This is a genomic window from Methanosarcina barkeri str. Wiesmoor (assembly GCF_000969985.1).
GTDB lineage: Archaea > Halobacteriota > Methanosarcinia > Methanosarcinales > Methanosarcinaceae > Methanosarcina > Methanosarcina barkeri_B.
The window spans coordinates 4745991-4760492 of the sequence record NZ_CP009526.1 but is presented as its reverse complement, the minus strand read 5'-3'; the positions used below and the strand labels follow the sequence as shown (position 1 = coordinate 4760492).

The following is a 14502-nucleotide window of genomic DNA, read 5'->3' as shown; positions in this document are numbered from 1 at the left end:
GCAAAAATGGTAAAAAAATACACTTCAATGGCTTATGCTAACGCAGATGAACTGATTTTCGGGCAATCAAAATTCCCTGTAAAGGCAGGTCTTGGCCTTGAAATTGGTGCAGGTTACACGACTCCCGAAATAAACTACGCCCCAAGGCCTGGAGCCGGTGTATCCAAAGAAAAGCTCATAAAAGAGTATGAAAGGATCACCACTGACGTTATGTCAAGGATGGTTCAAATCGGAGCACCCTCTATTGTGCTTGAAACTGAACACGTTCAGCAGATGTCCAACAACCCTGAGTGGGGAGGGGCTGTTGCACATGCCCAGAAGACCATCATGGAAGAATATCATGATGAATACGGTATAAAATGTGCACTCCGCCATACAATTGGAGATATTCGTGAGACCAGGGACTACCTCGATCTCAGAGGAGACAAGTACAGCACCTTTATGGAAGCCTTTGAAGAAGCTGCCAACAACGGTGCAGATATGCTTGCAGTTGAATCAATGGGTGGTAAGGAAGTCTTTGACTATTCTATTCTGAGGAACGACACTGCAGGTATCCTCTTCGGGATCGGTGTGCTCGGCAGCATGGATATGGAAATGGTCTGGAAGGACATTTCAGATGTTGCAAAGAAGACCGGAACTGTATCTTCAGGTGATACGGACTGTGCCCAGGCAAACACTGCAATGTTCATTGCAGGCGGTCTGCTTGACAAGAACCTTGCCCACACAACTGCAATTGTTGCAAGGGCAATCTCTGCAGCAAGGTCTCTCTGTGCATATGAAGCTGGCGCAATAGGTCCTGGAAAGGACTGTGGTTATGAGAACAGCATCATAAAGGCCATTTCAGGTGTCCCGATTGCTCAGGAAGGTAAGACCTCAACCTGTGCTCACTCTGACCTGATGGGTAACATTGTCATGCAATGCTGTGACCTCTGGTCCAACGAGTCCGTTGAATACCACGGTGAATTCGGCGGTACAACTGTACAGTGCTGGTCTGAGACTCTTGCATACGACTGTTCAATGATGAACGTTGCCCTTAAGACCGGAAAAGCAAAGGACCTCAGAGACATTCTCGTGCTCTCAGACAAATACAGAGACCCACAGGGTTATGTGCTTGCTTACGACAATGCCTACAGGGTAGCACAGGAAATCGCAAAGGATGGAGAGAATAACTACCTCCGTGCAAAGAACGCAGCAATCGAATGTTGCAACATCATTGAAGAAGGTGTCAACTCCGGCAAGCTAAGACTTACAAGATTCGAAACCAATGCTCTTGCAAAGGTTAAGGCCGACCTTGAAGCCCTCACCGATGATGCTGACCAGTTCATGAGCGACAACCTGACCAAGTTCAAACAAGAAGTTGCCGTTTTCAGACCAGAAAACTACGGGCTCTAAGCCCTAAACTTCTTTTTTTAACTTTTTTAGAATTATGGCTTCAGGTGAAACCATGAGCGAAAACGTAGGAACTGCTACTGTAATAGTTGACAAGACTGCAAATGCTGCCCCTCTGGGCTTTACCGGCCTTGGCCTTGCCGCAGTTCTGCTAAGTCTGAGCTATATAGGGATATATCCTGTGGAATCAATGATCGTATCCATGGCAATATTTCTGGGTGGGTTTGCCCAGGTGTTTGCAGGAATTATGTCCTGGAAAAAAGGAGATATTTTTGCAGGGACTGCATTCTCTGCTTTCGGTCTGTTCTGGTTCTCACTGGCCGGATTGCTTGTTATGCCTGCAATCGGCTGGGCTGAGGCTTCGTCCGGAACTGCTATGGCCGCGTATCTCTTTATCTGGGGTGTCTATACCTTTGTTATGCTGATCGCTACTATGAGAATCGGAGTCCGTGCCCTCCAGTTTGTATTTGTTACATTATTTTTGTTATTTATGTTGCTTGCTGTTGTAAACGCAACCGGCAGTACAGGGTTGCTTACAGTAGCTGGCTATGTAGGACTTGTTATGGGCCTTGGAGCTCTTTATACAGCTCTTGGCATGGTAATGAATGAAATCCACGGAAAAACTGTAATCCCACTCTAATAGTAAAAAATCAGCATTCATTGAGTAAAACCCTCGAACACCTGAGGAAAAGACTTACACCAACCTCGAGAGCTATATGAAATCCTATAATTGCAGGAAAAAATAGAAAAACAGCTAAAAACGACTCTTCAGGTAAGCACAGGTATTAAATCTGTGCTTACCAATCCTCCGAATAATAGTGTATGGGTGACTAAACTCTGTACTTTGACCGCGTTACAAAATACAGGCACTCGAGGGCCTGTCAAATTTTTAGAGATTGTTTTCGTTTTTGTTTTTACCGCAAGCCTTTTCAAAAAAGGCTTGAGCGAAAACCTCAGAAACATTTGAATTTGAGTACCTTATCCCCGTAACCCTATCGGCGTGATCGACCGGTGCAACAGTTGTGGCACAAACCTTTTCAAAAAATGTTTGATCGAAAACGAGGCAACATTTGAGCTAGAAAAAAGATTGGAAAAGCTAATTAACGGTGAACTTCGAATGCAAGCGGATAAAAGGCTTGACGAAACCCACAATAAAACCCGCAATAGATCTTATACAGGTCTTGCTTTGAGTTTGATACTCACACTTTTCAAATTGCTAGTCGGGATTTTGGGCAACAGTACTTTGCTTCTTGCCGATGCAGTTCGTTCCTTCTCCGATTTTATCAATAATTGTATAAAACTCCTGGATTATTCTATTGGAAGCAAGCCTGGAGATGAAAGCCACAACTACGGACATGGAAAAATCACAACCCTCTGCATGGGAGCAGGGGCTGTTATTCTTCTTTTTGCAAGTTTTCATATGATTTCCCTGAGTTTTGGGGAACTGCTCATGTTTTTGCAGGGTAAAGAGCCCAAGATGCCTGAAATTATTGCACTTTATGCAGCAATCTTAGCCTTTATATTAAGAAATGTTATGGCTATTCGGACAGAAAATCTCGAATTACAGGCTAAAGAAAATTCATCAAAAATTAATACCCTCGTAAAAAAATTATCAATTACTCCAATAAAACGTTCATTAATAATCTCAATAAAAGACTTATTAATATCCTGCTTTGTTATTTCAGGCATTGGATGTACATTTCTGCCTGGAAAAGACTTTGATATAGCTGATTCTTTCGCTGCGCTTCTTTTAAGCCTCTATCTCCTTGGAACTTCAGGTATACTTATTTACAAAATTGCAAACGAACTGATAGAAGCTTCCCTTGATGAGGAAAATAACCTTAGAATCAGGGAGATTATAAACAAAACAGAAAACGTCAAGGGTTCCGGAGAACTTAAAACCCGAAGGATAGGGAAGAGTATAGCAATCAATGCCAGTGTTAATGTGAATAACTCTTTAAGTATCTTGGAAGCCGCAGAGATATCAAACCTCGTAGAGGAAAGGCTGAAAGCAGCTTTTACGGAAGATACATACGTACTGATAAAAATTGAGCCCGTCCCGGGAAAAAACCAGAATTTCAAAAACAAAGGTAGATCCTCTAATAAGAAAAACGGGGAAAAAGCAAGTTTATTTTAACAAAATAAAAACGTAGAAATAATAAAATAATATGGTAATAATGGTGTGAAAAAATCAATGCTAAAACCGAAAGTTAGGAAGACAGCAAACCCGTTGTTTTTAATTCTAGCAGCGATTTATTTAGCTACTATAAGCTTTAACAGGTATCCAGGCTTTACGTATACGGAGTTAATCAGCACATAGATCCAGAGAGATCTGAATCTTATCGCTTGCTAAAAAACTTAATTACCCGAATTAACAAATGGTCTGGGTTAAAAATGGTCTGGGTTAAAAATGGTCTGAATTAAAAAATAGACTGGGTTGAAAATAGACTGGGTTAAAAATAACTGGGTTAAAAATGGTCTGAATAAAAAATGGTCTGGATTAAAAAATGGTCTTAAAATTCTGGAAGTTATATCTAACTCCTAAAAGAGGTTAAAAATGTACTTCAGTCTTGGAATCGATGCAGGGGGCACTTATACTGATGCTGTTATCATTAGAGATTCGGATGGATCTGTGATAGAATCCAGTAAAGCGCTGACTACCTATCCCGATCCCCTCCCTGGGATGAAAAATGCTATTGATGCGCTGAACTCGGAGCATCTTAAAGACATTAAACTGGTATCTGTATCTACAACCCTGTCTACAAATACCATTCTGGAAAGCACAGGGTTTCCGGTAGGGCTAATAATGGTAGGGGATTATTTGATTCCTGAGAAACTCCCTACGGACTACTGGATAGCGGTCTCTGGTGGACATAATAGTGATGGAGAAGAACTGAAGGCTCTTGACCTCGATTCAGTAGAAGAATTTGCCCTCAAGGTAAAAAATAAGGTTTCGGCTTTTGCAGTTTCTTCATATTTCAGTAACCGTAATCCGGAACATGAGCTTGCTGTCAAAAAAGCCGTAAAGGAACTTACAGGGCACCCTGTTGTTTGCGGGCACGAACTTTCACAGGATCTTGGAGCCTATGAAAGGGCTATAACTGCATTTCTTAACGCCCAGTTAATTCCCATTACTCACAAGTTTATCCAGGCGATAGTTCAGGAGTTTGAAATCCGAGGGATAAATGCAAATCTGCTGATGCTAAAATGTGATGGATCAGTGGTGGGAATAGAAGAAGCCCTGGAAAAGCCCATTGAGACAATATTTTCAGGGCCTGCCGCAAGCCTTGTTGGAGCATCTTATCTGAGCAAGATAGATACCTGTGCTATGATCGACGTTGGCGGTACGAGCACGGATGTAGCTATGATGGAGAACGGGCTTCCCCAACTCAGTAACATGGGTGCCGTTGTTGGAGGCTGGCAAACCCGCGTAAAAGCAATTCGTATGGAAACCTCTGCAACAGGAGGAGACAGCCATATCTGGGTAAAAGGCGACAGAACTTATATCGGCCCTCGCCGTGTAATCCCACTCTGCCGAGCTTCGGTCATATATCCCGGTTTAAGGGAAAAACTGAAATCTAACAGGGTTGCAAAAGGGTATCTCTGCGAAAGCATCCAGGTAACTAAATTTTATGTCAGGACCGGCTTCAAGCCTATCGAATTGAAGGCAGGAGAGCGGGAAATCTACAAGCACATCGGAAATGAGCCTGTTTCCTTCGGTGACCTACTCATAGCCCTGAAAAAACGTCCTTCTCCGTCCATTCTGGACTCATTAGTCCAGAAAAGGTTAATCCAGGCAATAGGCTTTACGCCTACCGATGCTCTTCATGTGCTTGGAGAATATACCGAATGGGATGTAGAGGCTGCAACAATTGGAGCTTCCATGCTTGGGAGGATAGTTAAGCAGAGCCCAGAAACTTTCAGTGCGGAAGCAAAACGCAAGGTTGCGCGAAATATTGCTGAAGATCTTATTGCCTATCTTATAGAAGGAATGCCTAGAAACGAGATTGACAGGGTTCTTCTCGGAAGAAACTATACCCGTTTCAGAGTTGAAATTCCTGTGGTGCTTCTAGGAGGACCTGTAAACGCATATGTTGAGGATCTAAAAAGCCTGATTAATGCTGACTTCATCGTTCCAGAGTATGCTGATGTTGGCAATGCTGTCGGCGCTCTTGTCGGAAAAGGAATTAAAAGAGTAGAGATTCTTATAAAAACAAAAGTTATTAAGTCTCTTGAAGGTGAGGCTGAAAATATAGATAACGAGGATCACGAGAAGTGTACTGCAGAAGAGATCTTGCCGTATCAAACTAAAAACGAGTTCATTGTCTTTTCCCCATCTGAAAGAAAGAAATTTGAAAGCTATAATGAAGCCGCTGAGTTCGCAGAAAAGCTTGGAAGACAGCTTGTTATGGACTACATGGTGAGTGCAGGACTTCAGAAGGAGAATATAAAAATAGATGTAAGCCGGAAGCATCTGGCACCGAGCGGCTGGACTGATGTGCCCCTGGAAACAAAACTTGTTTTCGTAGGAATAGGAATTCCAAAAACTACGATTCACAGCTTGAGAGGATAAGGATAAATTAGGATATTCAGCCGGATATTATAAACAGAAATATATATCTTGAGAATAATTTTATAAATCCGGATAAAAAGGATGTATACAGCTAAAAAAGGACCTTAATTGTGTAATATAAAGTAAAAATGGGGCTGTTTTGACATGCAATATAGTCTGGGTATTGACGCAGGCGGAACCTACACTGATGCCGTAATTTTAAGAGATTCGGACAGCTGGATCCTTGATATCAGCAAGGCAATTACTACCTATCCGGACCTTATGGTCGGAATTCGAAATGCAATTGATAAACTGAATCCAGAGTATCTCAGCAAAGTAAAGCTGGTATCGGTTTCCACAACCCTGTCAACAAATACCATTCTCGAAAAAACAGGGTATCCTGTTGGTCTGATCTTGGTAGGGAACTACACTGTCCCAAGAAAACTTCCAGCAGACTACTGTATTATTGTAAAAGGAGGACATGACAGCAACGGAGATGAACTGCGGCCTCTGGATCTTACTGCCGTAGAACAATTTGCAATAAGCCTGAAAAAGAAAGTCTCCGCGTTTGCAGTGTCTTCGTACTTCAGCACAAGAAACCCGGAACATGAGCTTAAAGTAAAGGAGATAGTTCTTAAATTGACAGGACATCCTGTGGTTTGCGGATATGAATTATCTCAGGAGCTTGGAGCTTACGAACGGGCAGCCACAGCCGTTTTAAACGCCCAGCTAATTCCTATAACCTACCAGTTTATCCATTCCATCACTGCCGAAATAAAGAAAAGAAACCTTGATGCGAAAATCCTTATGCTGAAGTGTGACGGCTCGGTTATAGATATAAAAGGTGCAAAACTGCGTCCCATTGAAACCATATTCTCAGGCCCTGCTGCAAGCATTAAGGGAGCTTCTTACCTGTCAGGGCTGGATACCTGTGCTGTAATCGATGTGGGAGGGACAAGTACGGATGTCTCCATAATAAAAAATGGAGTCCCTGAGCTTTGTGAGAAAGGAGCAGTTGTAGGAGGCTGGCAAACCCGAGTAAAAGCAATAAGAATGGAGAGTTCAGCAAACGGGGGAGATAGCCATGTGTGGTTTAAGAAATGCATCAGGATAGGGCCAAGAAGGGTTATGCCTCTCTGCGTTGCTGCTGTACGGTACCCAAATTTTATTGAGATACTTGAAAAGAGTCCCGTGCCCCTGAGAACTATGCTCAGTGAACATACTCAGCCCACAAAATTTTTTGTCAGTACTGGAGCAGACCCTATTAATCCTACAGAAAGCGAAAAAAAGTTACTCGAGATTATCAAAGGCGAACCTCTTTCGATCTACGGAATTTTAAATAAAATGAAGCGGTTTCCTTCTCCAGAAGTTCTTGATTCACTGGTTCAACAGCGTGCAATCCAGGCTATAGGTTTCACACCGACTGATGCCCTGCATGTACTCGGGGAATATACCGAATGGGATGTAGGAGCTGCACAGATTGGAGCCAAAAAACTTTCGCGTTTTACTCAACTAGGAGTTCACGCTTTTTGCAAAAAGGTAAAGCAGCAGATTGCAAAAAATATGGTTTACAGCCTGATGTCCTTTATCATGGAAGGCAGAGGAAAAGAAGGAATAAAGAAACTACTGGAGGAAGACGTTCCTGCCCAGTATAAATTAAATATTCCCGTAGTCTTGATCGGAGGCCCTGTAAAGGCTTATTATGAAGAGATCAAGGGTCTCATAGATGCAGAGATTATAGTTCCTGAGCAGGCCAGCGTAGGAAATGCAGTTGGAGCTCTAGTAGGAAAAGGCATTAAAAGAATTGAGATAATTATAAGACCATCCTCAATGGAAAATCCGGACCAGAATTTCTTGGTATTTACCCCTTCAGGCAGGAAGAAATTTGAGCAATATAGTATGGCAGTAGAATATTCCCATAAAACTGGTGAAGGACTTATTATAGATTCAATGAAAGATTTTGGACTTCCGGAAGGCTCAATAAAAATAAGTACAAATACGGAATACCTTTCTCCACCTGGCTGGAAACATATGCCAATGGAAACAAAAATGACTTTTGTAGGGATCTGTGACCCTGATATTTTAACTAATTAGGGATAATATTATATATTATTTATATATAAAAGCTCATTTAAATATTTGGAGAAACGCTTAATTTGAAAACGAACAGCCAGAGAACCAGCCTGCTGGAAAGAAGGATCGGCTACAACTGTAAGTTACTGAATAACAGGAAGTAAGAGAACATGGATTCTTCACTTATTGATCTTGTTTTCCGCTCTGATAAGAGAAAAAACCTTCTTATATTGCTGGATAGCGGCTCAAAAAATATTGACGAAATCAAGAACACACTGGATGTTACAGCCACCTCGATACTTCCCCAGATAAAGAAACTGATAGATCATGATCTGATTGTCCAGGAAGACAAAATGTATAAACTCACAGTCCTGGGAGAGTTCATCATCAAGAAGATAAAGCCCCTGATAAATGCTCTTGATGTAATTGAGAAAAACAACTCATACTGGACAGGTCACGATCTGAACGGAATTCCACGTCATCTTCTGGAACGTATATCCGAACTGGGGGATTGCACCTTTATAGAACCCGATCTGAACCATATCTATGAACCTTCTCAAGAAATAATTGACAGCATGGCCAATGCAAAGCATGCTTCTACTTTTGCTTCTTATTTCAACCCTGCTTATCTTCCCCTGTACGTTGAGCTTGGCAGAAAAGATGCCGAATTGTCCCTGAATTTTAATCAATCTGTCTGGAACTACCTATCAAAAGAACACTCAAATATGATAGATGAATTAATGGGCATGGACAACGTAAGTCTGTATGTTTCAAAAGAAGGAATAAAGCTTACTGAGATTACCGTGACTGATAGGACAATGATGCTGGGTCTTTTTGATAAAAATGGGAAATTCGACCAGCAATTCATTATAAGCTCTGAACCTAGCGCCCTTTTATGGGGTCAGGAGTTATTTGATTATTTCAAGAGACTTTCCAGACAGGTAAACAAGATCTGATCTGAAAAGATGCATATCTAGTGCTTCGATTCCAAAATAAATTTCTTATTTGTTGGAATAATCCGTAATTGTTGGATCTATTAAAAAGTTAAGTTTTATGAACCTATTTCAGAATCGCAGTACTAGATAAGCCCCGACTACTTCCAAAAACGAGAACGGTATGAAAAAATAAGAAGACATGTGCTTTAAAAGAATTTCCATGCAGAATTTTTCAAGTGACTTATTAAAAGGTAATGATAATTAATTATATTTAGAAATAATATTAAGATATTATGATATATTATTTATGACATTGTGATGTATAAAAATGGTAATTATCTTTGTATCCTAACTATAAACCCAAAAAATCCCAACTATAAACCTAAAAAAATCCCAACTATAAACCTAAAAAAATCCCAACTATAAACCTAATAAAATCCCAACTATAAACCTAATAAAATCCCAACTATAAACCTAAAAAATCTCAACCCCATAAAGATCCTTTATCTAATCAAAAATTACAATGGCAAGGATAAAGGTAAAAAGTTCAGAGTCTTCTAGTATAGAGATATATATGAAGTCACATACAATAGGTGAGACCTAAGAGAGGGAATTAGATGGATTCATCATTACTGGATGTTCTCTTTCTTTCAGAAAAAAGGAAAAATCTACTTTTACTGCTTCTGGACGGACCAAAGAACATCGAAGAAATCAAAAACACACTTAATGTCCGTTCGAGCCCAATAATGACCCAGATAAAGATACTGATGAAACAGGATCTTATTGTTGAGAATAACAGGCTCTACAAACTTTCCAGTATCGGAGAGATTCTGGTTCCGAAGATGAAAACAATTCTCGAAACATTCAACGTTTTTGATAAAAACCACGATTACTGGATAAATCAGGATATGACATCAATTCCTCCTGAGTTTCTTGACGAGATCGGAAAGCTTGGAAACTATATTGAAGTAAACCCTGACCGAAATCATGTGTTTGAATATCCAAAAGAAGTTGTAGAACATCTTTCCGAATCAGAGAAAGTGAGGATTTCGTCCTCCTTTTTCCTGCCCATCTATCCGTCACTGTGCATAGAGCTTGCCGCAAAGGGCACGGACATAACTCTGGTGTTTACAGAATACGTTTATGATAGAATGCTCAATGACTACAAGAAGGAACTTGAACATTTCCTGAACCTGAAACATACCAAACTTTATGTCTGCAATAATAATAATATGAAAATTGCTTCAAGCATAGTCACAGAAGAGTTCATGGCGCTTTCCCTTTTCTGTAACAGTGGGATTTACTACAATCATAATCTGGTAAGTTTTGATGAAAGTGCACTTAAATGGGGAAAAGGCCTTTTCAATCACTACAAAAATATAGCAAGACCCATTACCAAAGTGTAAAATTTCGATAAATTTTCTAAGCCTGAGCCTTCAGCTAGTTTTGGAGTAAAAAGAAAGAAAAAAGTTTTAGGCCTAGGGTAAGTGCCTTCCTTCTTCTGGTTAAAATATTCAATACAGAATATCGGGCAAGGAAGCAGAAATTTCAGTTCACCCTTACCGTAGCGTTCATTTCAGGGAAATCTTTGACAACAAAGTGGTAGGTTCCGATTTCATTAAAGGTATACGTGAAAGGTACTCTGTATGAAAGTTTTTCATCAGGAAACAGCTTTTCATCACTAACAAGCACGTAATTGCCCTGTCTTTTGTCGCTCCACCAGGAAACTGTATCCCCTTTTGAGATTTCCAGTTCAAGAGGCCTCATCACAACGTAGTTCTCAAGGCGAACAATGTGATCTTCTCCGAGTTTTGAAGTCATGTTACCTTCCGACTGTAAGTCAGACCCGGCTTCAGGTATCGAAGAATTAGAATCGTCAGGCATCGATTCATTGTCTTCAGTACAACCTGAGGCAAATAAGGATATCATCACCACAAGTAAAATCAGACTTTTCCTTTTCATAAATATCCCTCTTTTTCCTTTAATATTATAACTTCAGGTCATATTCATTATCTTTTTGATTTAACCGGGAAGGGCAAAAACAAAAATGTAATGCCTGAAACAAAGAAGCAGAAGACAGGATACTAATCAAAGCAGAAAGTAAATCATAGACAAGAAGCGAATCGTAGAAAGGAAGTAAATGGTAGACCAGAAGGGAAGAAAGTGGAGGGCACAAAGTAGGGAGAAAAATTGAAGAAAATGAAAAAATCGAGAAGCAATGAGAACGGAACCGAAGCAAAGAAGGGAGCCGAAGCAAAGAAGAAATCAAGAAGAATAAAACTAAAATCCGGTGAAGAATTGAAGGAAGAAGATCAAATAAGAAAAACAGAAAATAAAAATAAGAATTTACGTCCCGACTGAGACTTGAACTCAGGTCTAAGGCTCCGCAGGCCTCAAGGATATCCACTACCCTATCGGGACACAAGCGAGCAACACTGATAAGCACATTCAAGGATATAAACTTTATTCCTCAAGAACCGACTTAACCCCTAATTTACAGCTCTGACCTCGGCCCGGAAGTCGAAGAAAAAAATCCTGCTTCTCCGATATCACTATCAATAAAGATTAAATGCAACAAGTTCTTTTTTATAATTTATGTCAATGACTATAGGACTTGCAGGAAAACCCAATGCGGGAAAATCCACTTTTTTCAAAGCTGCTACACTCGCAGACGTTGAAATTGCAAATTATCCTTTTACAACTATTAATGCTAATCACGGAGTTACTTATGTGCGGGTTGAATGTCCCTGCAAAGAAAAGGAAAAAAGATGTGGAAAGTGTGTGGATGGGGTGAGGCTCGTCCCGATTGATATAATTGACGTTGCCGGACTTGTACCTGATGCGTACAAAGGAAGAGGACTTGGGAACACTTTTCTGGATGAACTAAGGCAGGCTCAGGCAATTATTCATGTAGTAGACGCCTCAGGTGGGACTGATGCCGAGGGCAATCCTGTAGATATCGGAGATCACGATCCTCTTGAAGACGTAGCTTTCCTGAACAGGGAAATTACAATGTGGCTTTATGGTATTCTGGAAAGAAACTGGGTCAAACTTGCCAGAAAAATCCAGGCCGAAGGGCTCAAGCTCGAAGTCGTAATTGCAGAACAGCTTGCTGGGGCAGGGATAAGAGAATCCCATGTGAATGCAGCTTTGATAAAGACAGGGCTTTCAAGACTGGACCACGTTAAATGGAGCGAAGAAGATATGATCCGGCTCTGCGACACAATGAGAGAGATCAGTAAGCCTCTGCTTATCGCCGCAAATAAAGCCGACATCGCCTCAAGAGAAAACCTGGACAGGCTTAAAGACCTCGATAGAATAGTAGTCCCTGCAAGTGCAGCAGCCGAACTGGCACTTAAGTCTGCAGCAAAAAACGGGCTTATTAAATATAGCCCCGGAGACAGGAAATTCGAGGTACTTGGTGGAGACCTTACAAAAGCCCAGAAAAAAGGGCTCGAAGCCATTCATAAAGTGATTGAGAGGCTTGGCAGTACAGGTGTTCAGGAATGCATAAACCGGACTGTCTTCGAGCTTCTGGACCTTATTGTTGTGTACCCAGTAGAAGACGAAGGAAAGTGGTCCGATAAAAGTGGGAATATTCTTCCTGACGCCTACCTTATGAAAAGGGGCTCTACCTGCCATGATCTTGCTTATCAGATACATACTGAAATAGGAGACCGGTTTTTGTACGCGGTAGATGCAAGGACAAGGCTCAGGCTTGGGGAAAAACATGAACTAAAAAATGGCGATGTAATCAAGATCGTATCCACTGCAAAGTAAACAAACCCAATAATAGACCCAATAAACCTGAAAAAACTGTCACCTGGAACAGAGCATTCGGATCAGGTCTGGAAAGTATTATGAAGTTGAAATGAACAATAGAAAAGATGAAATAGTGGATTGCTTTAGCTTGTGAGGGAGGATATTTTTCCGATGGATTTACTTTCTTTTGCATATCCAGTCTATGAGAGGTACTTGGGCTGGCAAATAGCCAGGGAGTTTTCAAATATTCCCAGACATGTAGCAATCATACTCAAAGAAACTGACCTTTTTGACCCTGAAGGAATCGAAAGACTCATATCCACACTTAACATTTTTAGAAAATTCGGGGTCCAAATTGTGAGCGTCTATGTAGATATCCTGAAAACTGATCCGACTTTAAAAGCCGAAGTCGCATCAACGCTCAAAACAAGATTGGAAACTAACTTTTCTAACCTTCCTGCCGGCACAGGTTATCAAATTTATGACGTTGACGGAGAGGTAAATAGCACTGCTCCTGGAAATGATTTTCTTGTTTATGTATCACTGGGATTTGGCGGAAGAGATGAAATTATGAGGGCTGTACTGACTATCCTTGAGGAAGTTAAAGCAAGAACTGTCAGACCTGAAGAAGTGGACGAAAAAATGATCGAATCTCATCTCCTTGTCAACCACGAGCCTGATATTATGATCCGTTCGGGAGGGCAGAATCTTTCGGATTTCCTGGTGTGGCAGTCAGTCTATTCGGAACTTTATTTTACAGATGTTAACTGGAAAGATGTACGAAAGGTCGATCTGCTGAGAGCTATGAGGGACTTCCAGAAAAGAAAGAGAAGATACGGAAGGTGAGCTGAGCTGGAATTTGGACGAAAGCGCAAAAATCTGCGCTATGCAGTGATTGTGTGCCCTAAATGCCGACAGCATGCCCAGATCACAGAAACAGGAAAAAAGACCCTGAAATGCCAGCATTGCGGCGCTCTCCTGCAAACCCGAAAATTGAGGGTATTCCACTTCTCCGAAGATCTCGAAGATGCAGTGCTTTTTCGAACTCACCTGCAAGCTGAAATCTCCGGAAGAGTCAACGAAAACTTTTCACTAACTTCACATCCCTATGAATCTGAACCCTCAATCTCCAAAGCTGAAACTCCAGTAAAAAAATTCAAACTTTCAGAAAAAAGCCTTTCCAGCTCTCCCCCTGCAAAAAAAGACCCAAAATCAATTATTCTTGAAATTCTGAATACCACTGGTGGAAAAATCGAAAAAGAAGAACTTCGACAAAAAGTCCTCGAAAAAGGAATAATTCAGGAAAAATTCGAGACGATCCTCAAGAACCTCCTGGAAACAGGAGAACTTTACTCCCCTCAACCAGGAATTATAAAAATAATATGATATAATTAAATACAGCCACCTTTATATAATTTAGTGCCATGACAATTTAATTATTGGGCATAATTCTTGATTTATTCTCATCAATATGTGGCAATTCAGAGTTTATATGTGACCAATAACTAAATTTTCAAGACACTAGTATAACTTAAACCCTAATTCTATAACCAAAATAAAATTCGGATAAATCACCCCTGAGTGAGTGAAAAATCAACTTTTCTTGACATAAGTCCGTCTTCATGGCTTATTTAAACACTTTCATTATAATTCAGCCCTCTTGAGCGCAACCGTTGCACCGGTTGATCACACAGTAACAACGTTTTCGACCAAACTTTTTCAAAAAAAGTTTGCTATCAAGCCTTTTTATAAAGATTGCAGGTAAATCAGCCCTTTTCAGCAAATTGAAAA

The 14502-nt window shown here is 40.7% G+C and carries 13 protein-coding genes and 1 tRNA gene; 12 read left to right on the top strand and 2 right to left on the bottom strand.

Features of this window, described 5'->3' with window-relative positions:
• The first annotated feature begins 6 nt into the window (after window positions 1-6).
• From mtaB to MSBRW_RS19540, 8 genes are all read left to right on the top strand, one after another.
• Window positions 7-1392, top strand: a complete 1386-nt coding sequence (gene mtaB, locus MSBRW_RS19575; protein WP_011306080.1) for a methanol--corrinoid protein co-methyltransferase MtaB — start codon at window positions 7-9, stop codon at window positions 1390-1392.
• A gap of 52 nt (window positions 1393-1444) precedes the next feature.
• On the top strand, window positions 1445-2029 hold the full coding sequence (locus tag MSBRW_RS19570) for an acetate uptake transporter (protein WP_011306081.1): 585 nt from the start codon (window positions 1445-1447) through the stop codon (window positions 2027-2029).
• Window positions 2030-2119: 90 nt separating this feature from the next.
• The gene (locus MSBRW_RS19565) at window positions 2120-2356 is read left to right on the top strand and encodes a hypothetical protein (RefSeq protein ID WP_048102652.1); all 237 of its coding nucleotides are present in this window, start codon (window positions 2120-2122) and stop codon (window positions 2354-2356) included.
• Between the two features lie 150 nt (window positions 2357-2506).
• Window positions 2507-3526, top strand: a complete 1020-nt coding sequence (locus MSBRW_RS19560; RefSeq protein WP_011306082.1) for a cation diffusion facilitator family transporter — start codon at window positions 2507-2509, stop codon at window positions 3524-3526.
• 420 nt (window positions 3527-3946) lie between these two features.
• A complete protein-coding gene (locus MSBRW_RS19555; RefSeq protein WP_011306083.1) occupies window positions 3947-5962 on the top strand; it encodes a hydantoinase/oxoprolinase family protein in 2016 nt (671 codons plus the stop codon).
• Window positions 5963-6106: 144 nt separating this feature from the next.
• On the top strand, window positions 6107-8035 hold the full coding sequence (locus tag MSBRW_RS19550) for a hydantoinase/oxoprolinase N-terminal domain-containing protein (protein ID WP_011306084.1): 1929 nt from the start codon (window positions 6107-6109) through the stop codon (window positions 8033-8035).
• Between the two features lie 149 nt (window positions 8036-8184).
• Window positions 8185-8970 (top strand): helix-turn-helix transcriptional regulator, encoded by a 786-nt coding sequence (locus MSBRW_RS19545; protein WP_011306085.1) that lies wholly within the window; start codon window positions 8185-8187, stop codon window positions 8968-8970.
• A gap of 596 nt (window positions 8971-9566) precedes the next feature.
• Window positions 9567-10355: a helix-turn-helix transcriptional regulator gene (locus tag MSBRW_RS19540; RefSeq protein WP_011306086.1), complete on the top strand. Its 789-nt coding sequence runs from the start codon at window positions 9567-9569 to the stop codon at window positions 10353-10355.
• Window positions 10356-10497: 142 nt separating this feature from the next.
• On the opposite strand, the gene MSBRW_RS19535 is transcribed toward MSBRW_RS19540, so the two are convergent.
• Window positions 10498-10911 carry a cupredoxin domain-containing protein gene (locus tag MSBRW_RS19535; RefSeq protein WP_011306087.1) on the bottom strand — a complete coding sequence of 138 codons (414 nt, stop codon included), beginning with the start codon at window positions 10909-10911 and terminating at the stop codon, window positions 10498-10500.
• Between the two features lie 228 nt (window positions 10912-11139).
• Here MSBRW_RS19535 and MSBRW_RS22800 point away from each other — a divergent pair, with 228 nt between their 5' ends.
• Window positions 11140-11310, top strand: a complete 171-nt coding sequence (locus MSBRW_RS22800) for a hypothetical protein (protein ID WP_155398381.1) — start codon at window positions 11140-11142, stop codon at window positions 11308-11310.
• Here MSBRW_RS22800 and MSBRW_RS19530 read toward each other — a convergent pair.
• A tRNA-Arg gene (locus MSBRW_RS19530) sits at window positions 11299-11370 on the bottom strand. The two genes, MSBRW_RS22800 and MSBRW_RS19530, sit on opposite strands and share 12 nt — an antisense overlap.
• 174 nt (window positions 11371-11544) lie before the next feature.
• On the opposite strand from MSBRW_RS19530, the gene MSBRW_RS19525 reads away from it, so the two are divergent.
• The 3 genes from MSBRW_RS19525 (at window position 11545) to MSBRW_RS19515 (ending at window position 14097) form a co-directional block, all read left to right on the top strand.
• Window positions 11545-12729: a redox-regulated ATPase YchF gene (locus MSBRW_RS19525; RefSeq protein WP_011306089.1), complete on the top strand. Its 1185-nt coding sequence runs from the start codon at window positions 11545-11547 to the stop codon at window positions 12727-12729.
• 153 nt (window positions 12730-12882) lie between these two features.
• Complete coding sequence (locus tag MSBRW_RS19520) at window positions 12883-13557, top strand: undecaprenyl diphosphate synthase family protein (RefSeq protein WP_011306090.1); 675 nt, start codon at window positions 12883-12885, stop codon at window positions 13555-13557.
• A 51-nt stretch (window positions 13558-13608) separates the two neighbouring features.
• The gene (locus MSBRW_RS19515; protein ID WP_230669876.1) at window positions 13609-14097 is read left to right on the top strand and encodes a DUF5817 domain-containing protein; all 489 of its coding nucleotides are present in this window, start codon (window positions 13609-13611) and stop codon (window positions 14095-14097) included.
• Window positions 14098-14502: the final 405 nt, after the last annotated feature.